We start from the raw sequence: 19,785 nt of genomic DNA, 5'->3' as shown, positions 1-19,785 counted from the left end.
GCCCAGATAGCTCAGTTGGTAGAGCAGAGGACTGAAAATCCTCGTGTCGCTGGTTCGATTCCGGCTCTGGGCATTTTAAATGCCGAAGGTTGTTTAGAAAAAAACTTGGCGTTTAAGATGTGGAATATATGACAAATTTAATATGGAGCATTAGCTCAGTTGGTAGAGCACTTGACTTTTAATCAAGTTGTCCGGGGTTCGAATCCCCGATGCTTCACTTCAAGAAATGCCGGAAATCCTTTATTTATGAGGGTTTCCGGCATTTTTATATTTTCTTATAATTCTCAAATAACTCTAATTAATCAAAAGCATATGTCCCATTTGTATCCCATTGAAAATAAGATGTCTCAGATATGTCTCATATAATAGTAAAAATCCACGCTTTAATTTTGAAATTTTCTTAAGGCCAAAAATTTGATTACTGAGAAAATTAGTGATTTTAAAGCGTGGATTTTCATTATTTAGAAGTTATTTAGAGAGTTATAGGTTTATTGTTCACTGGTAATGTTCTGCAAGGTATTTTGTGAACGGAGTAAACAGTAATTATTATGGGCGCACGATAGTTCCTGCGCTTTCCATAATTTCTACAATTTCGTACATATTAGTAATGCCACCAACTGCCAGTTTTTCTTTTAAACCATAGAAATCAAGGCAGGTACCGCAGGTGAGAATCTTTACACCCTCGGCTTCCAAAGATTTCAGATCTTCCAGGGAATCGGAGTCTTCGCAGGTAAGGGATGCTCCGGAGTTGTAGCACAGAATGATCTCTGGGAGCTGATCCTGTTTGGTGAGAGCGAAAATGAAGGATTTCATAAGAATCTTTCCAAGCTGTTCTTCACCATTTCCCATGGTATTGGCGGAAAGGACGGCTACAAGACCATGTTTCTTGGAATCCGGGGTGCAGGCGGGAACGGCAGATTCAGCTGCTGGTGTTGAGGTTGTGCTGTTTTCCGGAATCTGGAAGGTTACGGTGAAATCTTTCTCTGTTTTTTTCTCAGAAGAGACTGTAAAGCCTTTGCTGTTGCCAAATTTGGTAAGGTTCTGGACGGCAATTTCATTGTCAACGAGAATGATAAGGGTACCGCCATTTGTCATTTCTTCGGATTCTTTCTTTGCGTTTACAACTGGGAGTGGGCAGGCCATTCCTCTTGCATCAAATGTTTTGGTTTCCATGTGTAATTTCTCCTACTATCTATATTGTATTTTTTTAATTGACATTTTTTAACAGACTCTATAATACAGCATATATTAAGTAATGGATACTCTGACACAGTAAATTTTTAATATATTGCGTAAGTAATGCTGAAAATTAATTTGTACTGCATTAGAGCCTGTTTAATAATTAAATTATACACTCATATATGCCCTCAGGATCCAGGTCTTGCTCCTGAAGTAGTTTCTCAAGGGCAGTGCGGCTTGTGGGGGGCGCACACCAGGAAAGTCCGCAGCTGGCAGAGATACTTCTTGGAACCGGAATCAGTCTTCCTGGAGCACCAGTGGCTTTGCAGGATTTCTCCATGGCGATGGCGTCGGTGGTGCAGCGAAAGGTGATGATTAAGCGTTTTTCCTGGGAAATCATGGGGTACCTCCTGATTGACCGCATATTTGGTCGTAAAAATTTTCTTGCTATTAAAGTGCGATATATGGTGCATTACAAACTTTCAGTAGAATAGGAAGTGGTTGTTATTTCACTGGGTTCTGATGAGAGTTCTCCGCAATCTGATTCATTTAAGGATGAAACTGCTCCCTGTTTCGGAGCCTCTTCAGCAGGTGTTACCAGATACCCATGCGAAACCGGTTCAATAGTCTGTTCCATTACCCTGTGAAGGAGATCCAGGCCGCCTGTTCCCTTGAAGGCTCCATAGAGAAAGTTGTTGGAGATTTCTTCGGTGATGGATTCCAGACCTTCCATGATCATGCCTTTGCCTGGTGTTTCGTACCAGCGGATGAGAATTTCATCTTCGGGCAGGAAGAAAATGTTGATTTTTCTTCGAACACATTCTTCAAGGAAGGTGAAGTCCAGCTTCAGGACGGCGGTTCCGTTTTCATCTGTAGTGAAATCTCCGGAGGCTGCAATCAGATAGCTTTCCTCGTGGAGGGTAAGCCAGGATTCTTTGAATTTTCCAAGTCCGGTCGGGATGCTGTGCCATTCGCCGGATTCCAGAAAGTTTACGGAGAAATTGCCTTTTTCACAGGCGAATGAAATCTTTTGCACACCTTCCGTCATATTATTGTGGAAAATCTGGATAAACAGCGGGAAAAGACCAATGCTCTGTGGAGAAAGTTCAAAAATTTTGCCATCAAGCTGTTGGGTGAACTGGTAAGGATTCGGTTCAGGAAGTCCTTTCACGTAATTCCAGGTATTCGGTCTGGTGTTAGTACTGTGGCGGAGCCCAGATGGATTTTTTTTCCAGCCGCCTTTTCGGAGGGCTGGAAGTGTCTGAGGCGCGTGAGTGCCGTTTTCAAGCTCGGCAGTCAGGCGGTTCAGGAGTGTCTGGGCACATGGGTTTTCAGGCAGAATATCTGCAGGATGAAAGTTGCGCGGAAAATGCTTGCGGATAATGTTCAGCATGACGCAGTTCTGGAAAAGTTCGTTATTTCCGGCGTTTGTGACGACTACCATGTTCATGTCAGGGTAAACGATTACATTCTGACCAAGCATTCCATTGAATTCAAAGCTGCCCGGGCGAGCTTCCATCCACAGCTGGTAGCCATAGCCGAAAGTACCTTCAATGCTTTCCTTATGCTTGGCGGTGGAGACTTCAACCCAGAATTCCGGGATAATCTGTTGACCGTTCCATTTACCTTTTTGTAGATAAAGCTGACCTAATTTTGCCATGTCTTCGGTGCAGAGGAAAAGTCCCCAGCCGCCTTTGGTAATGCCCTTAGGGCAGGTTTCCCAGAAATAGCGGGTGATTCCAAGGGGAGCGAAAAGCCGTGGTTCCAGATACTCGGTAAGTGACTGACCGGTGCGTTCCGTGACGATGGCGGACAGAACGTAGGTATTCAGGCTGTTGTACTGGAAATTTTCCCCGGGGGTGCCGCTGATGGAAGAATTCAGGTAGCTGGTGAGCCAGTCGTTTCCAGAGACGATCCCAGATTCGTTGAAAGTGACGCCGCTGGTCATTGTGAGAAGATTTTCTACAGTGACTTTAGGGCGGAAAATCTTGTTAAAGGTGTTCAGCTTTTTCTGAAAAATGTCGTAAATGTTCTCGTCCAGAGAAAGCTTGCCTTCCTCAACCAGAAGACCAATTGCCATGCCGGTGATGCTTTTGCACATGGAATGGGTCACGTGCCAGATCCGGCTGCGGTAGGGGGCAAAATTGGCCTCGCAGATGACCTTTCCATTTCGGAGAACCATGAAATGGTGCATGTCTGTATAGTGTGAAGTGTCCAGATCCCGCAGCAAGTCGGCCAGCATGTCAGAGGAAATACCCTGGCTCTCCGGCGTGGCGCGGGGAAATGGCTGCTCGTATGGTTTGTCAAATGGAAATTTAGGCTTTTGCGGGAAGAAATCTACCCGGCTGGCTCCGTCCGTTTTTCCCAGAATAATGTTTGTAATCAGTTCTGCAACTGCAATCTGTTCTTTTGCCATAAGGTGCTCCTTTCTTTGGGAAAGCGGTAAAAGTTGTTGTTAGGGTTATTGTAGCAGTGGGGGACAAGTGTGTCAATAAGGGGTGAAATGGGGAAAATTTATAAAAAATGGTTCTATGGGTTGTATTGGCAGACATAAATATTACTAGTACATCGAAAATTAAGTATCTGCTATATTGACGCAGCAGATGAAAAATCAGACAAGTCAATATGGCAGTTACTTAATATTTGATGTACTAGACCCTGCACAATCACGAAAAGTGCGCAGTTCGCAGAGGAGTTTTTTCAAACATATTCTGGCGGCTGTTTGCTGTGAGCTGTCCGTGCAGTCTGCCGGAGGCAGAAAAAGTGCCCGAAATGGTACAAAGTTAATTGCATTAGGAGACAGCAGCGGTGATAAGCTTTTGGATTTTGGACAGGCATGACAAGAAGGAGGGCCTTTATGAGATTATTGAAAAAATATTTCAACCGGGAAAATAAATTCAGTTTGAAAGAATGTTTCAATATGGTGATGACCGTGGTGACTTGTTTTTTCATGGGAGTGATGAGTGAAAATAGACGGGGTATGCAGGGAATAAAGGGACTGATTGATGGAATCGGCGGACTGGCTGTAAGGATGAATGGATGGCTGAGTGTGGTGACTGGCTGGGAGCTGGGCGCGCATGAAGCTTATGAGATATATGAAAAAGGTATAGTGGGAAGATTTTTCCAGGGAAAGATGCTGGAAGGAATAGATGTGGTGAAGCGTGGACAGGCTTTAGTGGAAAGGGCTGGGCTGCGAGGAAGAAGGGGAAATCGGATACGGGATGTTTCACATGAGAAGGGACTGCCTTGCATGGAACGATGGGTGTGCAGAGGCAGTCCGTAGGGGCATAATCGGTTGATTTAATGTAACTGTGAACTATGTTCACGAAAACATCTCGCGGTATAGTATCTGCGGAAAAGTTACATTAATTGTTAAAATGAACTGTAATCGGACAGATTTCGCTGTTGGTGCCGACTCTCATGTTCGGACCCCAGATCCCGGCCCCGGAAGTGACAATGTTGTGCATAGTTCCTTTTCGAAGGTAGCCACAGGAATTTTCCCAGAATAGATGGATAATCAGGTTTCCGGGGAAAATCTGGCCGTCATGGGTGTGACCACAAAGGTCAAGGTCAACACCGGCAGCAGCTGTCTCGTCTAATTCTTTTGGCTGATGGTCAATAAAAATAATTGGTTTGTTCTGATCCAGCGATTCGGTAAGCTGGGATGGAGTGGCTCTGGAGCCTTCTACTTTTTCACAGCGGGAGGCATCCCGGCGGCCGACAATATAAAATTTGTTGTCGATCAGAACAGCTTCATCGTCTAGCAGGTGGATTCCTGCGTCTGTAAGAAATTCTTCCATTCTGGGATCATTGTAGTTATCTTCTGTTCCGTTGAAGGTGAAACCTGCCAGAATTGGTTCGTTCAGGTCGTGATTGCCCCAGCAGGCATAAACTCCATATTTGGACTTAATTCCTTTTAAAATTTCTTTTAATTCATCTGGCTTGGAAATGGCGTCATATTCATTATCAAAAATATCACCTGCGATACAGACCACATCTGGATTTTCAGCATTGATCTTTTTCACAATTCGTTTTGCCTGGGCGGTTCCCATGCTGTAGCCGAAATGGGTATCAGCGAGAAGGACTATTTTCAGGGAATCCATGCCGTCAACTGTTTTTTCAACGTTTATCTCATAAGGTGTAGTTTTCACATGGGTTACATGAAGGATTCCGTAAACACTGAGGCTGATGATCAGTATGGTGCAGATCAGGCCTGTGATGACGAAAGTGCTGCGGTGCCCGATAAACGGGGCATGGAATATGTATTTCAGTATCAGACGGCCAAAATCAACGACAGCGATTACCAGCAGAATATAGATGAAAGTTCCGAGAAAATAGTTACCTGTATGCTTGAGAATACGGTGCAGGTTGGCCGGCTTTTTGATGAGAAAGCCGGTGAGCAGGGCTGTTGCTAATATTATGTAAACTCCTATAAAGGAAGCGCGAAATGCCATTGTCTGAAAAAGTCTGTGACAGGCGCCCATCCATCGTATCATCCAACGGACAACGTATGCATTGATCAGGATGTATAGGGGTGCGAGAAAGAGTGCGGCCATGAAAAACCTCCGTTATATTTACTTTGAAAATTAGCAGTTACACGCTTTGTTACCGTGTCTGCGCAACAATGGGTACAGTATACTACGGTTAATAAGTTTTTGCAATTGTGCATATAATAAGGAGAAATGAGATAGACAGGAGAGCTGTTGCTTATGCGGGCAAAGCGAGAAAGATTCCTGAAACCTGGAACATCAGGTATGCCAATTATTTTTAAGCAATGGCAAAGGGCAGGAAATATATGAGAAAATGGTTTCGGAGCTTTTATTCTTCAGGGCTGTTTATTCCATTCATTTTATTACTACCGTATATGTGTACAATTGCCTTGAATGGGGCTGATAAAGCACTTTTACTGCATTCTCCGGGGGTGGAGGATATGGTTCCGCTGATGTTGATGGTACAGATGAAAGGGGATTATGCGGAGGAAGCGGTGAAAGCTCAGGCGGTGATTGCAAGGTCGGAGGTGTACAGGCGGCTGGAGGAGGGGGAAAGTGAAGGAGAAATTCTGGATGAAGTAAGTGAAAGTATCGCAGGGAAAAACAGGGAAAGAAGAGTTGAGCAAATGACAGCTGCGACAGAAGATGAAGAGGTGTTATCCTTCCGAATAGCAGAATTAAATAGTGGCAGGAGTTTTGTTGTTGGGTATGGAGGTGTCTGGAAATTACTGAGTGCGGTGGATAAGCTGCAGCAGTATGGAGCAGCGGCAGAGGCAACAGTCGGGCAGGTTCTTACATATAATGGAAAGCTGAAATTAGTTCCCTATCATGAGATCAGCAGCGGTAAAACCAGGGATGGGAAAGAGGTTTTTCACAGTGCAGATTATGGCTATCTGAAATCAGTGGAAAGTAGTCAGGACAGGGAGGCACCAGATTATGTAAACAGTACATATGTGCCTGCCAGTCAGCTTCCTGCGAAGCTGGTGGTCAAAAAGCGAGATAGTGCCGGTTATGTGACTGCGCTGACAGCTGATGGAAACTGGCTTGAGGGTGAGACTTTTCGCCAGGGCATGCATCTGGCTTCCGCAGATTTTTCAGTGCAGAAAGTAGGAAAAATGGTGCGCTTTTTATGCAAAGGAAAAGGACATGGAATTGGATTTTCCCAGTATGGGGGGAATGAGATGGCGAAGAAAGGGAGTAGCTGGGAGGAGATATTGGAGACATATTTTCCGGAGATGGAGGTTGAGGCAGTGATGGAGATGGAGAGGTGAAAAATGTTGCTGAAAATCGAAAAATTACTTTTATTATAAAAGTTTTATAAAACCCCTTGAATTTTTCAAAAAAAGTGTTATAGTATAACACATACTTGATGACATAGTAATTAAAACTACATGATAAAGTTTGCAAAAACATTGCAGCTCAGGGATCAAACTGATTGCTTGCAAAGTTGCTTTGGAAAAGTTCTAGGAGGTGCTATCATGAAATTTAAATTAAAAGATCCGGGAAGTGCGATTACACATGGGATTGCTTTTCTTCTGGCAGCAGTGGGAGCAGCGCCTTTATTGATTCGCTCGTCAGAGTGGAGCGATCATATTCATATTGTGGCACTGGGAGTGTTTATTCTTACGATGATGCTGCTTTATGCGGCAAGTACTCTTTATCATTCCGTTGATTCTACGGCGAAGGTGAACCGCAGACTGAAGAAGCTGGATCATATGATGATCTTTGTAATGATCGCTGGAAGCTATACGCCGGTGTGCCTGATTGTTCTTCATAACAAGATTGGATATATACTTTGCGCACTTGTGTGGGCGACAGCAATTCTGGGAATTGTATTTAAGGCATTCTGGGTGACTTGTCCGAAATGGATTTCTTCTGTGCTGTATATTGGAATGGGCTGGTTGTGTGTGCTTGCGTTCATGCCAATTATTCATGCATTGCCTAAGGCTGGATTTGGCTGGCTGCTGGCGGGGGGAATTATTTATACGATTGGCGGTGTGATCTATGCACTGAAGCTTCCCATCTTTAATGCGAAACATAAGAATTTTGGGTCACATGAGATTTTCCACGTATTTATTATGCTGGGAAGCGCGTGTCATTTTATTGTGATGTATTGTTTTGTGGCGAATATGCCGATTTGATGATATGGTAAGGTAAAATATTTTAGACAAGTTTTTTAATAACTTTTAATATTTAGAGGGAACTGTGACCTCCTTTAAAATTCCATCAGGGCTAATTTTTTCGCCCGGGTTAATTGTTTGATTGCATATTCCCGGCTCATGGCTTCTTCTTTGGTGGCGTAGCCTTCGTAGTAGACAAGAGTTACCGGACGTTTGGTTTTGGTGTATTTGGCTCCGTTTTTGCCGCTGTTGTGGGCTTTCAGGCGCTTTTCCAGACAGTTTGTCCATCCGGTGTAAAGAGTACCGTCGGCACACTGGACGATGTAGGTGTAATTCATGGGGCTCCTTTTTGGGTTGTAAGGTGAAAGTTCTTAATGTTTTACTATGAAAGTCCCGGACGGCAGCCAAGAATGAGCCATGCTTGCATGAGCGAATTATTGGATATCGGACGGGCTAGAGCGTATGAGTAAGTAGGGTGATAGCCCGGATTACGAATGCGGTCGGCAGCTGTGGGAGCGCTATAGGCGCGGAACAGCTGACTTTCATATATGGTGATGTCGCCGACAGGCGACATGTCCGTTTAGGAATTAAATAAATATTTATGTAAAGGAGTATCGTCATGCTGTTAACTGGCTGACAATGCTCCTTATTTTTATAAAAAGCAATCGGTAAGCTGGTATATTATTTGCAGTCCTAAAGAATACTAGAACCTTTTTCAAACATGCTCTAGAGCGTGTCAGAATGGTTGCTATGGCGGGTCCCGGGCTCTTAGCTGCCTGGAAGGACTGGAAAAAAGCAGGTAGGATTTAGGTACCGACTGCGGATTTTCCCACCTGCTTTATTATACGTTGTTTTTTTACTTTTGTGAATGTTGATATTTCATGGAGTGAATTTTTTTACGGCAGATACGTGATCGGGTCGATTGGTTCACCGTCTTTTTTCATGGCGAAGTACAGGTTACTGCCTTCTTCGCTGTAATAAATGGTAGGAGCTGCGACATAGCCTATGATGGAACCTTTAGTGACGGTATCGCCTTCAGCAACGTCCAGATCAGTAAGCTGACCATAGATTGCCTGGTAGCCGTTTCCAAGCTCCATGGTGACGGTAGTGCCAGTCTGGGCATTATTTTCAATAGAATATACGGTTCCGTTTACTGCGGAAACTACAGGTGCACCTTCCACTGCCTGTACGGAAATCGCAGGGCTCAGTTTATACTGATCCAGAGTTGGAAAGTAAACGCTCTGATCCATGCTGTAATCAATGAGAACATGTCCGTTTACCGGCCACTCCATTAATGTATCTTCCGAGAAGTTGATTTCCGGTCCTTTGTGCAGGGAGACCTGAGCGTTTACGCTGGTGCTTTCTCCAATGTCAGCGGAGCTGGAAATATCAGCAGTATCGTTAATGTCAGCAGAGTTGGTTAAGTCCACGGTATTGTCAAGGCTTGCCATGTCTGTTGCGGATGAATTATCTGATTCGTTTATCAAAGACTCACTGTCGAGGATTCCGGTATCGGAAATTCCGTCCAGATCTGCTTCTACCATGTTAGTACCTGCTTCTGCAAGGGAAGAATCATCCGTGGAACTGTCTCCATCTGTTTTGGCAGTGTCACTTTCCTTGGTGCTTTCCAATGGAAGCACTTCCTGAATATGTTCTGGTTTGTTTGCAACCTGGTAAGCGGTCACTCCGAGAACTGCCATAACTGCAAGGAGAGCGCCGTTGAAAATAAATTTTGCTGTTCTGTTTTTCCTCATATTCTTTTCACCTCTACATACATTCTGTTCACAGCTGTTGTACCTGTCTGTATTTATAGGGTGTCCAGAAAATTGGAGGTTATTCATTAATTCATGAAAATGAGAAAATTTAAATTGGTGGCACTTATATAAGCGGCATGGTATAATAGGGGAAAACATGTGCGGTGCTGTGAAAAATAAATGATGTCGGCAGCTGTGGGAGCGCCATAGGCGCGGAACAGCTGACTTTCATATATGGTGATGTCGCCGACAGGCGACATGTCCGTTAAAAAATAATTTACAGGGGGTAACTTGTGGTGAAGATTACAGAGGAGCTTTTGCAGAAAGCTGATCAGATTCCGAATTTCTCAGATGGAGTCATTATGCCGGATGGGGATTACAGATTGATTGAGGAGAAGGGCCATCTTCAGACCATGATGGCGCTTTTGCCATATCCGGAGAAGGAGATTTGGAAGATGATCCCGGAGAATGATTCGGCACTGTTCTGGATGATCGAGAAGACAGGATGTGTGCTTACAGATTATAATTCAACTGTGGGTATGGTGATGACGCGGTCGCAGAAGGAGGTTTTTGATGCACTGGTTGCCCGTGGGATTATTTCGCCGGAGTATTTTGATATTACCAGGCAGAGGCAGAAGATGCGGGATCAGGGCAAGCAGGGTAGCACTGTATCTGAAGAGAAAACAGAACAGGATTGTTGAGGTATATAAATTCGAAAACTGCTGTACCATTTAATGGACTTTGAAGAGGGGCTAAATGGATACAGCAGTTTTTTAGTTTCTGTTCACTGGCAGATTGCGGGAATGATTTTTCAAACAGGCTCTATCGAGACGTTGACTGCAGCGATAACAAAATTATTGTTCCATCTGCCGTCCAAGAAACCCGGCAGCAGTCTGCGCCAGAAGCTTTTCGCTGGCACCGGGAATGTCTTTGTCGGTTTTTCCCATGAGGATGACACTGCCAATAGCATCTCCGGCGGCTATGATGGGCTGGATGACCTGGGATGTGGATGGAGCTGGCTGTTCATCCACCACAGGGACTTTGCCACGGTCTTTGGCACTAAGACATTTGGCTTCTCTGTCATTGATAACAGCTTCCAGCTGGCTGCTGATCAATTTTCCAATGAATTCCTTACTTCCCGGACCGGCAGCAGCTACTACCTGGTCGTGGTCGGTGATGCAGGAAAGCATGCCGGTGGAATGGGAGAGGGACTCGGCGTATTCTTTTGCAAAAAGGCTAAGCTCTCCGATTGGGGAGTATTTTTTCAGAATGATTTCACCTTCACGGTCGGTGAAAATTTCAAGTGGGGTACCTTCTTTGATTCGCAGGGTCCGACGGATTTCTTTTGGGATGACCACCCGGCCCAGATCATCTATTCTTCTTACGATTCCTGTGGCTTTCATTTATCTGTTCCTCCTGTACTTTATGATGCAATTGTGGGAAACAATTGACTTTTTTAAACACACTATAGAGCTTGTTTGTTTTGTGGGTTTCCATATTTTGTAGTGTATGGATAGTATGTGAAAATATGGGGGAATTATGCGCACGAGATGAGGTAATTTTTTTGCTCGTGACAATAAGAAGGTATCATATTTAACAGTTTTTGAAAGGCAATTAGGCGAGTATGATTGGTTTACATAACAAAAAAATCTTATGAGTTGCCGGCCAGGTTGTGAACGCTACTTCTTGTGCTTGTCACAAGAAGGTTCGTCTTTTTGTGCATCGCAAAGCGCATTACTGTGAATGGAGTGAGCAGTAACGAACGGTGTTACTGTTCACTGGTAGCATTCCGCGAGGCGTTTTTTGTGAACAAAGTTCACAGAAAACCCGAGAATTGCGGCGCGAAATCATGCGAATGCATGATTTCTGTGCATCGCGAAGCGCGTTACTGTGAACGGAGTGAACAGTAACCGAACGGTAATTTCGGAGAAAATTCATGCAAATTATGTATGGTTTACATATGGAAATTATGATAAAATATATTTATGAAGAAAAAAAAGCTTGTTTTTTTAGCGTTTGCAACCATTGCGATTGCATTATTGCTTGAAGCCGGAATTTTAAAGTATGTCAATGACAGTAATACATACAGGATGTCAAAAATACTGCTGGATCGTGTTATCACCGTGCTCAATAAAAATGATGATAGTGAAAATGGACTCATCGAATCGCTAAAGGACGATTATATAGTAAGAGCAAAGGCTGTATCCTATATTATAGATGCAAAACCACAGGTGGAATATGATGTAGAAGAATTGCAGAAAATAGCAGATTTGATATTAGTAGACGAAATTCATCTGTTTGATAAAAACGGATATATCTACAGTGGTACTTTGCCTAAATACTATGGCTTCAGTTTTGACTCCGGAGAGCAGATGGAATATTTTAAGCCTATGCTTACAGATAAAAAGCTTACCATGTGTCAGGATGTTACTCCGAATACCGCTGAAGGAAAGGAACTGATGTATGCCATTACATGGAACGAAGCCGGTACCAGAATGATCCAGATCGGCATCGAACCAAAGCGTCTGCTTAAAGAACTAAAGCAAAACGAAATCTCCGCTGTAGTAAGTGATATGCCTGTTTATAAGGGAATCGAAATTTTCGTGGCAGACTCCCAGAACAAAATTGTAAAAGGTGCTACGGATTCCAGACAGATAGGCGTGAAACTGGAAGGGCTTGTTGTATCATCTGATAAAAAAAGCGGCGAGACAGATGTCCGACTCATAAGGATAGGTGGAAAACGCTGCAAATGTTTACTCAGTCAGTATGATGACTATATTGTAGCTGTAACTATAGACAGTTCCTTTTATCGGCAAGGAAATATTTTTGCGGTTCTCATAGTTGGCGTGTATCTTGTATTGGCTTCCTGCTGTATGTTCTACATGCTTTCAAGAGTTATGAAAGAAAAATATGAAAAAGAAAAACTGCTGTACATATCAAACACAGATGAACTTACAAGATGTTTTAACCGACATGCATACGAAGAAAGGATAAACAACCTTGATCTCCGCGAGGAATGGATATATATTTCCATGGATCTTAATAACCTAAAACATACAAATGATTCTCTTGGACATGCTGCAGGCGATGAACTTATATGTGCAGCGGCCAATTGTATGAGGGAAAGTTTTGGAAAGTATGGAAATGTCTACAGAATCGGAGGAGATGAGTTTGTTGTGATCATCACCGGAAATACAAAGGAATTTCAAAGCATAATAGAAAGCTTTGACCGGCGTGTTGCACAATGGCATGGGAAACTGGTGGATTCTATGACAATCTCATGGGGATATGTTTTCAGTTCTGAGAAAGAATGGGATAACATCTATGACATTGCCAAAGAAGCAGATGAAAGAATGTATAAGAACAAGGAACGCTATTACCAGGAAAGCAAAATAGTCAGACGAAGGTAACAGATTGCGTTTTCCTTATATTTTCAAATATTCTAAATACAACAGAGTTGATTGAAATTCTTTTGGAATAACAAGAACCAGGATGAGACTTGTGCTCAGCCTGGTTCTTAGATTTTTTCGCTTTTTATTCCTGACCGCCCCAGAAATCCACGGGCTCGTAGTCCTGTAATTTCGCAAGGAACCCCTTCTGCTGAAGTTCTTCCTGAATGGCATCCAGAATTTCTTCGCTTTCGGCGTCGATGGTGTGATAGTGGTAGCCGGAGGTTACATTTTTCAGAAGGCTGGATTTGCCAGTGCTGATTTCCTCCATGTAGGCGCGGATGTCGCGGCGGGATTTGATTCCCATGTCAGCTTTCAGCACGCCGTAGACCTTGTGGTAGACGAATACGTCGCGGATCTGTCCGCCGGCGTCTACGATAGTGCTTAATTCCTCTTCGACCTGGTCATCAGTGTGATAAACCTTGAAAACTCTGGAATATTTCCTGTCCTCCTGGAGCAGATAGCCTTTGTTGGTGGAAAAAATGGTGGCTCCGTTGGCACGCAGGAGAGAAATATCCTGGACAATAATCTGGCGGCTTACATTTAATTCCTTAGATAAGGTACCGCCGGAAACGGGATTATTGCTGGAAGATAGGATATTCAGAAGTTGTTTTCGTCTTTTTTCACCTTTCATTTTTTATCTCCTGTCTGCTGGTTTGTGATGAAAGTTACCTGTTACCGTGTAGAGCCTTTGTCAAACACGTTTTGGGACGTGTTGATGGCGGGAAACAGATGACTTCCATTCTGATAATTGCTGTCGGTGGGGGAGTTCAGCCGAATAGGGCTTACTCCACCGGATGTAGATTTTTCATTGATAAATCCATAATAGGAGCGGAATGTGTAAGTGCTCCGCTTGATACATAATTTACACCCAAACCAGTGAGTCTGGCAATATTTTCTTTTGTTACATTTCCGGAAACTTCAATTTCGGCACGTCCGGCAATGTAGTCGATGGATTCTTTCAGCTGTTCAGTGGTCATATTATCCAGCATGATAATGTCCGCACCAGCTTCTACTGCCTCTTTTACCATATCCAGATTTTCTACCTCTATTTCAATTTTGCGGACAAAAGGAGCGTAGGCTTTTGCCATGGAGATGGCCTGTTTTACACCTCCTGCGGCACCGATGTGATTGTCCTTGAGAAGAACGCCGTCGGAAAGATTATAGCGGTGGTTATTGCCGCCGCCTACGCGAACGGAATATTTCTCGAAAATACGGTTGTTCGGGGTGGTTTTTCTGGTGTCCAGAAGCTTGATCCCGGTTCCCTCAAGAAGAGCTGCAACCTGGCTGGTGTAGGTGGCGATTCCGCTCATTCTCTGGAGATAGTTAAGGGCGGTTCTTTCCCCGCAAAGGAGCACACGGATATCTCCGTAAATTTTTCCCACAAGCTGTTTATTTTCTACATGGTCTCCGTCTTTTACATAGAATTCAGCTCTGGTGGATGAATCCAGAAGTGTGAAAACACGCTCAAAAACCTGGAGTCCGCAGATGATTCCATCTTCTTTGCAGATAAGATCTACAACGCCTGGAGTGGAATCTGGCATTACGCTGTTGGTGGATACGTCTTCGCTTGTGATATCTTCTTTTAATGCGCTTAAAATGAACGGATCAACATTTAATCCGAGAGTTACCTGATCATACATATAAAAATTCCTTTCTGCCTTCTGGATTTTGGCCAAGGGTGATGGCCTGTGTGGCAAGATGGTGATAAGTTTCGGCCAGGGTCTGAATGTCCTGGTATGGGGTGAAGTCTACGTGGGAAGCAAGGTAATCAGCAATTTCACTGGCATTCTGAGGTAAAGCTTTCTTAAGATCATGCTCTGCCATATCCTGCGCTGCCCGTCTTGCGAAAACAAGGCTTTCCAGCAGGGAGTTGCTTGCCAGGCGATTTTTGCCATGGACACCGTTGCAGGCAGCTTCTCCTACTACATAGAGATTTTCCATGGAAGAACGGCTCTGATAGTCCACTTTTACGCCGCCCATGAAATAATGCTGTGCCGGAACAACCGGGATACATTCCTTGAAAACATCATAGCCCATTTCCCTGCAGTGCTCAACAATGTTTGGAAAATGGTGGCGAAGAGTTTCTACCGGGATGGTGCGCAGGTCTTCCCAGACAAAGTCGGTGTCGTCTTTTGCCATCTGTTCGTGAATTTTCTGGGAAAGAAGATCACGAGGCAGCAGCTCGTTTACGAAACGGTTCATGTTTTTGTCGTAAAGTCTGGCACCTTCGCCACGGACAGATTCGGAAATCAGAAAGCTGCGGTCTTCCGGATGTTTGGTGTAGAAGGTGGTAGGGTGGATCTGCACGTAATCCGGGTTCTGCAGTTCAATATTATGCTTACCTGCAATAGCAAGTGCGTCGCCGGTAAGGTGGCGGAAGTTGGTGGAATGTCTGTAAAGTCCACCTACCCCTCCGCTGGCCAGAACGGTATAGGTTGCAGTAACGGTGTCAAGGGAACCATCTGGACGGCGGATCACAGCGCCGTAGCAGTGGTTGTCTTTTTCCAGAATATCAACCAGGGTGGTGTATTCCAGAAGTTCTACATTGGAAAGCTTCTGGACTTCGCGGAGCAGGGTGCTGGTGATCTCTTTTCCGGTTACATCCTCGTGGAAAATAATACGGTTGGTGGAATGGGCGCCTTCTTTGGTGTAGGCAAGGCTGCCGTCTTCGTTTCGCTCGAACTGGGCACCGTAAGAAACAAGATCCCTGACAACCTCCGGGGAGGTTTTGATCATGATCTCTACGGATTTTTTGTCATTTTCGTAGTGTCCGGCTTTCATGGTGTCTTCGAAAAAGCTGTCATAGTCGGACTGTTCTTTCAGCATGCACATGCCGCCCTGGGCGAGAAAGGAATCGTTACTGGTAAGGTCGGACTTGGTGATGACGGTGATTTTTTTGTCGCGGGGAAGCTGGAGGGCACAGTAAAGACCGGAGCAGCCGCTTCCTGCGATGAGGATATCTGTTTTCATAATTGATGGTCCTTTTTTCGTGGATAAATTTGGTGTACAGAGAAATTTTGCAAAAATAATCTGAAGCGCAGGCTTATAAAATTTCTCTGTGAATGATTGCAATTGTGCGCGCGGATTCAAATTTTCCGAACGACATGCCCTGTAGTATATCACTAAACTTTACAATTGACAAGATAGCTGTAAACTTTTTTATTGACAGTGAGGACGGCAGGTAATATAATCCTAAGAAAATGTCCGAAAAGAGTGGAGCTATTAGCAGCCAATGAGGGTAAGAAGATATTTAAGAACACATTCGGGTATACATGGAAAATTAAAGTTCCGGAATAAATGAAAACACAGGAGTGAAAAACGATTATGATGACAACAAGACAGCTGCAGGATGAAATTCTGCGTTTAAAGAAGGAAAAAGATATCTGCATTCTGGCGCATGCATACCAGAGCCATGAGATTCTGGAGGTAGCAGATTACACAGGTGATTCTTATGGACTGAGCCAGCAGGCGGCTAAGGCTCCGCAGAAGAACGTGCTGATGTGTGGTGTAAGATTTATGGCAGAAACAGTAAAAATTCTTTCTCCGGAGAAAAAGGTTTACCTTTCCAATAGCGGCGCAGGATGTCCAATGGCAGAGCAGCTGGATGTGGAGATGCTTTCCGCACTGAAAGAGTCCAATCCGGACTACACAGTTGTGGCTTATATTAATACCACTTCCGAACTGAAAACAATCTGTGATGTGTGCGTAACTTCTTCTTCTGCGTTGAAGATTGTGAACAATATCGACAATGACAAGATCCTGTTTATCCCGGACTGCAACCTTGGCGCATGGGTGGAGAAGCAGGTTACGCAAAAAACGTTCAAGTTCGTTCACGGGGGATGTCCAACTCATCTTAGAATGTCTGTAAGAGATGTGAAAAAAGCCAGAGCCGCTCATCCGGAAGCGAAGTTACTGGTTCATCCAGAGTGTCTGCCAGAGGTTTCTGCAATGGCAGATTATATTGGAAGTACTACCGGAATTATGAAATATGCCGAGGAAAGCGATGCTAAAGAATTTATTATCGGCACCGAGAACAGCATTGTCCAGCATCTCCAGTACGAGTGCCCGGACAAGAAATTTTATCCGCTGTCAAAGGACTGCGTATGCCACAATATGAAACTGACTACATTGATGGATGTTTATAATTGCGTCTGCGGTCAGGGCGGAGAAGAGATCAAGCTGGATGAGAATGTGAGAGTGAAGGCGAAGGCTTGTATTGATACGATGTTGACGATGGGGGAATAGAAAATTTATCTTTTAAGATAAGCAGAAATTAGAGACAATTACTAATTGTAAAAAAAAGAATACAACTGATATAATTATATTTGGGTGCTACCATAACGGTAGGCGGTTAGTCCTTCGGCAGAGGGACTGTGACCCTCTGATTACATAGAAACCCGGAAGGGAATCAAACGGAAAGGAGGGCTAAGCCAATGAGTATTTTGGACTTTATTGCAGTAATGAGTTTTGGCATTACTTGCTTTTGTGCCGGATACACATTCGGCAAAGATACTAATAAGCCACAAAAATAGCCGCCCCGGTCCGAGAAACTGAGCGACTACTTTGTGTATACATAAAATCGGACTAACCGTCTATCAGTAGCACCTTTTTTATACTAATTATATTATCATGCTTTAAATAGAATGTCAAAAAATTTTACAGGAAATATTTATGGCAAAAGCAAAAGAGTTACTGTTCACTCCGTTTACAGTAACACGCTTCGCGATGCACAGAAATCATGCTTTGCATGATTTCGCGCCGCAACTCTCGGGTTTTCTGTGAACTTTGTTCACAAAAAACACCTCGCGGAATGTTACCAGTGAACAGTAACGCAAAAGACTATAGTTACAGGAAACTTGTAAAAAAGAACTGTCAAAATGGAAAAATAACCTAAAAATGAAGGAAATAATTGGTAGTAATTACATATTGCAAATAGAGTATGGTGAGATATATTATAAGCACATCAGATGAATTCTACAATAAAAAAGAAATATCTGCTAAAAAATGGAGCTTATCTGTTGAAAATAAAAAAATGGTATGATGAATTTGACATATTCACAAAACGCTCATGTCTATTGTTAGACGGGATTTTCGTAGTAATTAAGTGGTGAAAAAGGAGAAAGTATGAACACAGTATTGGAAAAAATTAAAAAAATGGGAATTGTACCGGTTGTAGTAATTGAAAATGAGAAAGATGCAGTGCCGCTGGCGGATGCTCTTTGCAATGGAGGACTTGCCTGTGCAGAGGTAACGTTCAGAACTGCAGCGGCAGGTGAAGCCATCCGCCTTATGAAAGAAGCACACCCGGAGATGCTGGTTGGAGCAGGAACTGTACTCACTGTAGAGCAGGTAGACCGTTCTGTTCATGCAGGTGCTGAATTTATTGTAAGCCCTGGCTTTGACCCGGAAATTGTCGATTACTGTATTGAGAAAAAGATTCCGGTACTTCCAGGCTGCATCACACCATCTGAGGCGGCCCAGGCAGTACGCAGAGGCCTTTCCGTAATCAAATTTTTCCCGGCGGAGCAAGCTGGTGGACTGGCATTTATCAAGGCAATGGCAGCACCGTATACTTCCTTAAGTTTTATGCCAACAGGCGGAATCAATCCGGAGAATGTAAAAAAATATCTGGAATATGACCGCATTTTTGCCTGTGGAGGAAGCTGGATGGTAAAAGGCAAACTGATCACAGAAGGCAGATTTGACGAAATTGAGAAGTTGACCAGAGAAGCTGCAAAAATCGTAGAGGATATAAGAGGATAATAAAATGGGAAAAAAATTTGATATGCTGGCATTAGGTGAAGTGCTTCTTCGTTTATCGCCAGAAGGAAACGAGCGTTTAGCCCAGGGCACCAGATTTGAGAAACAGTTGGGCGGGGCAGAATTAAATGTAGCTGTTGGCGCAGCCAACCTGGGGCTTACTACAGGTATTATCTCCAAGATTCCATCTCATGCCATTGGAAATTATGCGAAAAGGGAGATCAGAAGAAACGGTGTTGACACGGATTACCTGGCTGGAGATGACAGTGCAGATTCCAGACTGGGAATTTACTATTATGAATATGGAGCAGATCCTCGTAAACCGCAGGTGGTTTACGACCGCAAGTATTCTTCTGTGAATAAATTATCTTTAGAAGATTTTCCAGAAGAAATGTATGAAAATACAAGATGCTTCCATACCAGCGGAATCACTCTGGGACTTGGCGGTCCGGTAAGGGAAAATGCTATTGAAATGATGAAAAAATTCAAAGAAAAAGGTGCATTGATCTCATTTGATGTAAATTTCAGGGGGAATTTGTGGACCGGAGATGAGGCAAGAGACTGCATAACAAAGATTTTACCTATCGTAGACATCTTTTTCTGCTCAGAATCCACAGCTAATCTTACATTTGGAAAAACAGGGGACATAAAAGAAATCCTGAAAAGTTTTTCCGATGAATATGATATCGCTGTGGTTGCCGCAACCCAGAGAATTGTGCACAGTCCCAAGTCTCATACTTTTGGTTCCGTAATCTATGAGAAAAAAACAGACAGCTATTATGAAGAAAAACCTTATGAGAAAATTGAGGTTGTAGACAGAATCGGAAGCGGAGACGCTTATATTTCCGGTTTTCTGTATGGATTATTAAAGGCGAATGGAAACTGCCAGGCAGCGCTGGAATATGGAAATGCAGCCAGTGCTATGAAAAATACCGTCAGTGGGGATATGTTATGGACAGACCCTCAGGAAATTCAACAGACAATCGAGATGCATCATAGTATAGGACAGGATTTTGAAATGAAGCGTTAG

General features: G+C 43.7%; 19 protein-coding genes and 2 tRNA genes. 11 read left to right on the top strand and 10 right to left on the bottom strand.

The annotated features are described in order from the left end of the window. Positions 1 to 73 (top strand) — tRNA-Phe (locus AB5Z12_RS16910). Between the two features lie 71 nt (positions 74 to 144). After that, positions 145 to 217, top strand: a tRNA-Lys gene (locus tag AB5Z12_RS16905). 329 nt (positions 218 to 546) lie between these two features. Here AB5Z12_RS16905 and yedF read toward each other — a convergent pair. The 3 genes from yedF to AB5Z12_RS16890 form a co-directional block, all read right to left on the bottom strand. Continuing rightward, positions 547 to 1,173 carry a sulfurtransferase-like selenium metabolism protein YedF gene (yedF, locus tag AB5Z12_RS16900; RefSeq protein ID WP_204454032.1) on the bottom strand — a complete coding sequence of 209 codons (627 nt, stop codon included), beginning with the start codon at positions 1,171 to 1,173 and terminating at the stop codon, positions 547 to 549. 169 nt (positions 1,174 to 1,342) lie between these two features. Next, the gene (locus AB5Z12_RS16895; protein ID WP_118583176.1) at positions 1,343 to 1,579 is read right to left on the bottom strand and encodes a DUF3343 domain-containing protein; all 237 of its coding nucleotides are present in this window, start codon (positions 1,577 to 1,579) and stop codon (positions 1,343 to 1,345) included. Positions 1,580 to 1,651: 72 nt separating this feature from the next. Further along, positions 1,652 to 3,595, bottom strand: coding sequence for a serine hydrolase domain-containing protein (locus AB5Z12_RS16890; RefSeq protein ID WP_368357395.1), 1,944 nt, complete (start codon positions 3,593 to 3,595; stop codon positions 1,652 to 1,654). Positions 3,596 to 4,036: 441 nt separating this feature from the next. On the opposite strand from AB5Z12_RS16890, the gene AB5Z12_RS16885 reads away from it, so the two are divergent. Next, the gene (locus AB5Z12_RS16885; RefSeq protein WP_368357396.1) at positions 4,037 to 4,462 is read left to right on the top strand and encodes a hypothetical protein; all 426 of its coding nucleotides are present in this window, start codon (positions 4,037 to 4,039) and stop codon (positions 4,460 to 4,462) included. 82 nt (positions 4,463 to 4,544) lie between these two features. Here the strand turns inward: AB5Z12_RS16885 and AB5Z12_RS16880 are convergent, their stop codons facing one another. After that, complete coding sequence (locus tag AB5Z12_RS16880; RefSeq protein WP_368368715.1) at positions 4,545 to 5,330, bottom strand: metallophosphoesterase; 786 nt, start codon at positions 5,328 to 5,330, stop codon at positions 4,545 to 4,547. Between AB5Z12_RS16880 and AB5Z12_RS16875 the strand changes: the two genes are divergently transcribed. The 3 genes from AB5Z12_RS16875 (at position 5,331) to AB5Z12_RS16865 (ending at position 7,810) form a co-directional block, all read left to right on the top strand. Then, complete coding sequence (locus AB5Z12_RS16875) at positions 5,331 to 5,594, top strand: hypothetical protein (RefSeq protein WP_313720459.1); 264 nt, start codon at positions 5,331 to 5,333, stop codon at positions 5,592 to 5,594. A 380-nt stretch (positions 5,595 to 5,974) separates the two neighbouring features. Then, complete coding sequence (locus tag AB5Z12_RS16870) at positions 5,975 to 6,940, top strand: SpoIID/LytB domain-containing protein (protein WP_187565852.1); 966 nt, start codon at positions 5,975 to 5,977, stop codon at positions 6,938 to 6,940. Between the two features lie 207 nt (positions 6,941 to 7,147). Further along, the gene (locus AB5Z12_RS16865; RefSeq protein WP_118583187.1) at positions 7,148 to 7,810 is read left to right on the top strand and encodes a hemolysin III family protein; all 663 of its coding nucleotides are present in this window, start codon (positions 7,148 to 7,150) and stop codon (positions 7,808 to 7,810) included. 74 nt (positions 7,811 to 7,884) lie between these two features. Here the strand turns inward: AB5Z12_RS16865 and AB5Z12_RS16860 are convergent, their stop codons facing one another. Both AB5Z12_RS16860 and AB5Z12_RS16855 read right to left on the bottom strand, forming a co-directional pair. Further along, positions 7,885 to 8,127: a GIY-YIG nuclease family protein gene (locus AB5Z12_RS16860; RefSeq protein WP_148463437.1), complete on the bottom strand. Its 243-nt coding sequence runs from the start codon at positions 8,125 to 8,127 to the stop codon at positions 7,885 to 7,887. Positions 8,128 to 8,685: 558 nt separating this feature from the next. Then, positions 8,686 to 9,543 carry a M23 family metallopeptidase gene (locus AB5Z12_RS16855; protein ID WP_195379664.1) on the bottom strand — a complete coding sequence of 286 codons (858 nt, stop codon included), beginning with the start codon at positions 9,541 to 9,543 and terminating at the stop codon, positions 8,686 to 8,688. Positions 9,544 to 9,836: 293 nt separating this feature from the next. On the opposite strand from AB5Z12_RS16855, the gene AB5Z12_RS16850 reads away from it, so the two are divergent. Beyond that, positions 9,837 to 10,244 carry a hypothetical protein gene (locus tag AB5Z12_RS16850; RefSeq protein ID WP_226837975.1) on the top strand — a complete coding sequence of 136 codons (408 nt, stop codon included), beginning with the start codon at positions 9,837 to 9,839 and terminating at the stop codon, positions 10,242 to 10,244. A gap of 153 nt (positions 10,245 to 10,397) precedes the next feature. On the opposite strand, the gene spoVT is transcribed toward AB5Z12_RS16850, so the two are convergent. Then, positions 10,398 to 10,946, bottom strand: coding sequence for a stage V sporulation protein T (spoVT, locus tag AB5Z12_RS16845; RefSeq protein ID WP_173717488.1), 549 nt, complete (start codon positions 10,944 to 10,946; stop codon positions 10,398 to 10,400). A 582-nt stretch (positions 10,947 to 11,528) separates the two neighbouring features. On the opposite strand from spoVT, the gene AB5Z12_RS16840 reads away from it, so the two are divergent. Beyond that, a complete protein-coding gene (locus AB5Z12_RS16840) occupies positions 11,529 to 12,953 on the top strand; it encodes a GGDEF domain-containing protein (RefSeq protein WP_368357398.1) in 1,425 nt (474 codons plus the stop codon). A 124-nt stretch (positions 12,954 to 13,077) separates the two neighbouring features. Here AB5Z12_RS16840 and AB5Z12_RS16835 read toward each other — a convergent pair whose 3' ends face one another. The 3 genes from AB5Z12_RS16835 to AB5Z12_RS16825 all read right to left on the bottom strand — a co-directional run bounded on the left by AB5Z12_RS16835 (position 13,078) and on the right by AB5Z12_RS16825 (position 15,965). Next, a complete protein-coding gene (locus AB5Z12_RS16835; RefSeq protein WP_173774273.1) occupies positions 13,078 to 13,626 on the bottom strand; it encodes a transcription repressor NadR in 549 nt (182 codons plus the stop codon). 151 nt (positions 13,627 to 13,777) lie between these two features. After that, complete coding sequence (nadC, locus tag AB5Z12_RS16830) at positions 13,778 to 14,635, bottom strand: carboxylating nicotinate-nucleotide diphosphorylase (RefSeq protein ID WP_173774274.1); 858 nt, start codon at positions 14,633 to 14,635, stop codon at positions 13,778 to 13,780. Next, the gene (locus AB5Z12_RS16825) at positions 14,628 to 15,965 is read right to left on the bottom strand and encodes an L-aspartate oxidase (protein ID WP_173774275.1); all 1,338 of its coding nucleotides are present in this window, start codon (positions 15,963 to 15,965) and stop codon (positions 14,628 to 14,630) included. Before AB5Z12_RS16825 ends, nadC begins: the two co-directional genes overlap by 8 nt. Before the next feature lie 357 nt (positions 15,966 to 16,322). Between AB5Z12_RS16825 and nadA the strand changes: the two genes are divergently transcribed. From nadA to AB5Z12_RS16810, 3 genes are all read left to right on the top strand, one after another. After that, a complete protein-coding gene (gene nadA / locus AB5Z12_RS16820) occupies positions 16,323 to 17,240 on the top strand; it encodes a quinolinate synthase NadA (RefSeq protein WP_368357411.1) in 918 nt (305 codons plus the stop codon). An 879-nt stretch (positions 17,241 to 18,119) separates the two neighbouring features. Further along, positions 18,120 to 18,758, top strand: coding sequence for a bifunctional 4-hydroxy-2-oxoglutarate aldolase/2-dehydro-3-deoxy-phosphogluconate aldolase (locus tag AB5Z12_RS16815; RefSeq protein WP_173719490.1), 639 nt, complete (start codon positions 18,120 to 18,122; stop codon positions 18,756 to 18,758). 4 nt (positions 18,759 to 18,762) lie between these two features. After that, on the top strand, positions 18,763 to 19,785 hold the full coding sequence (locus tag AB5Z12_RS16810) for a sugar kinase (RefSeq protein ID WP_368357399.1): 1,023 nt from the start codon (positions 18,763 to 18,765) through the stop codon (positions 19,783 to 19,785).

The sequence above is a fragment of the Ruminococcus sp. RTP21358st1_G6_RTP21358_211008 genome, assembly GCF_040908885.1.
In the GTDB taxonomy this organism is placed as follows: domain Bacteria; phylum Bacillota; class Clostridia; order Lachnospirales; family Lachnospiraceae; genus Blautia_A; species Blautia_A faecis.
Note: the sequence above shows the minus strand (reverse complement) of the source record. Positions and strands in the feature narration are given on the sequence as shown.

Excerpts from the sequence above, each read along its gene's own strand:
- AB5Z12_RS16855 (WP_195379664.1), bottom strand. The coding sequence starts at position 9,543 with ATGAGGAAAAACAGAACAGCAAAATTTATTTTCAACGGCGCTCTCCTT.
- AB5Z12_RS16875 (WP_313720459.1), top strand. The coding sequence starts at position 5,331 with ATGGGTTACATGAAGGATTCCGTAAACACTGAGGCTGATGATCAGTAT.
- AB5Z12_RS16825 (WP_173774275.1), bottom strand. The coding sequence starts at position 15,965 with ATGAAAACAGATATCCTCATCGCAGGAAGCGGCTGCTCCGGTCTTTAC.
- AB5Z12_RS16890 (WP_368357395.1), bottom strand. The coding sequence starts at position 3,595 with ATGGCAAAAGAACAGATTGCAGTTGCAGAACTGATTACAAACATTATT.
- nadA (WP_368357411.1), top strand. The coding sequence starts at position 16,323 with ATGACAACAAGACAGCTGCAGGATGAAATTCTGCGTTTAAAGAAGGAA.
- AB5Z12_RS16815 (WP_173719490.1), top strand. The coding sequence starts at position 18,120 with ATGAACACAGTATTGGAAAAAATTAAAAAAATGGGAATTGTACCGGTT.
- yedF (WP_204454032.1), bottom strand. The coding sequence starts at position 1,173 with ATGGAAACCAAAACATTTGATGCAAGAGGAATGGCCTGCCCACTCCCA.
- AB5Z12_RS16870 (WP_187565852.1), top strand. The coding sequence starts at position 5,975 with ATGAGAAAATGGTTTCGGAGCTTTTATTCTTCAGGGCTGTTTATTCCA.
- AB5Z12_RS16895 (WP_118583176.1), bottom strand. The coding sequence starts at position 1,579 with ATGATTTCCCAGGAAAAACGCTTAATCATCACCTTTCGCTGCACCACC.
- AB5Z12_RS16860 (WP_148463437.1), bottom strand. The coding sequence starts at position 8,127 with ATGAATTACACCTACATCGTCCAGTGTGCCGACGGTACTCTTTACACC.
- AB5Z12_RS16835 (WP_173774273.1), bottom strand. The coding sequence starts at position 13,626 with ATGAAAGGTGAAAAAAGACGAAAACAACTTCTGAATATCCTATCTTCC.
- AB5Z12_RS16840 (WP_368357398.1), top strand. The coding sequence starts at position 11,529 with ATGAAGAAAAAAAAGCTTGTTTTTTTAGCGTTTGCAACCATTGCGATT.
- AB5Z12_RS16810 (WP_368357399.1), top strand. The coding sequence starts at position 18,763 with ATGGGAAAAAAATTTGATATGCTGGCATTAGGTGAAGTGCTTCTTCGT.
- spoVT (WP_173717488.1), bottom strand. The coding sequence starts at position 10,946 with ATGAAAGCCACAGGAATCGTAAGAAGAATAGATGATCTGGGCCGGGTG.
- nadC (WP_173774274.1), bottom strand. The coding sequence starts at position 14,635 with ATGTATGATCAGGTAACTCTCGGATTAAATGTTGATCCGTTCATTTTA.
- AB5Z12_RS16885 (WP_368357396.1), top strand. The coding sequence starts at position 4,037 with ATGAGATTATTGAAAAAATATTTCAACCGGGAAAATAAATTCAGTTTG.
- AB5Z12_RS16865 (WP_118583187.1), top strand. The coding sequence starts at position 7,148 with ATGAAATTTAAATTAAAAGATCCGGGAAGTGCGATTACACATGGGATT.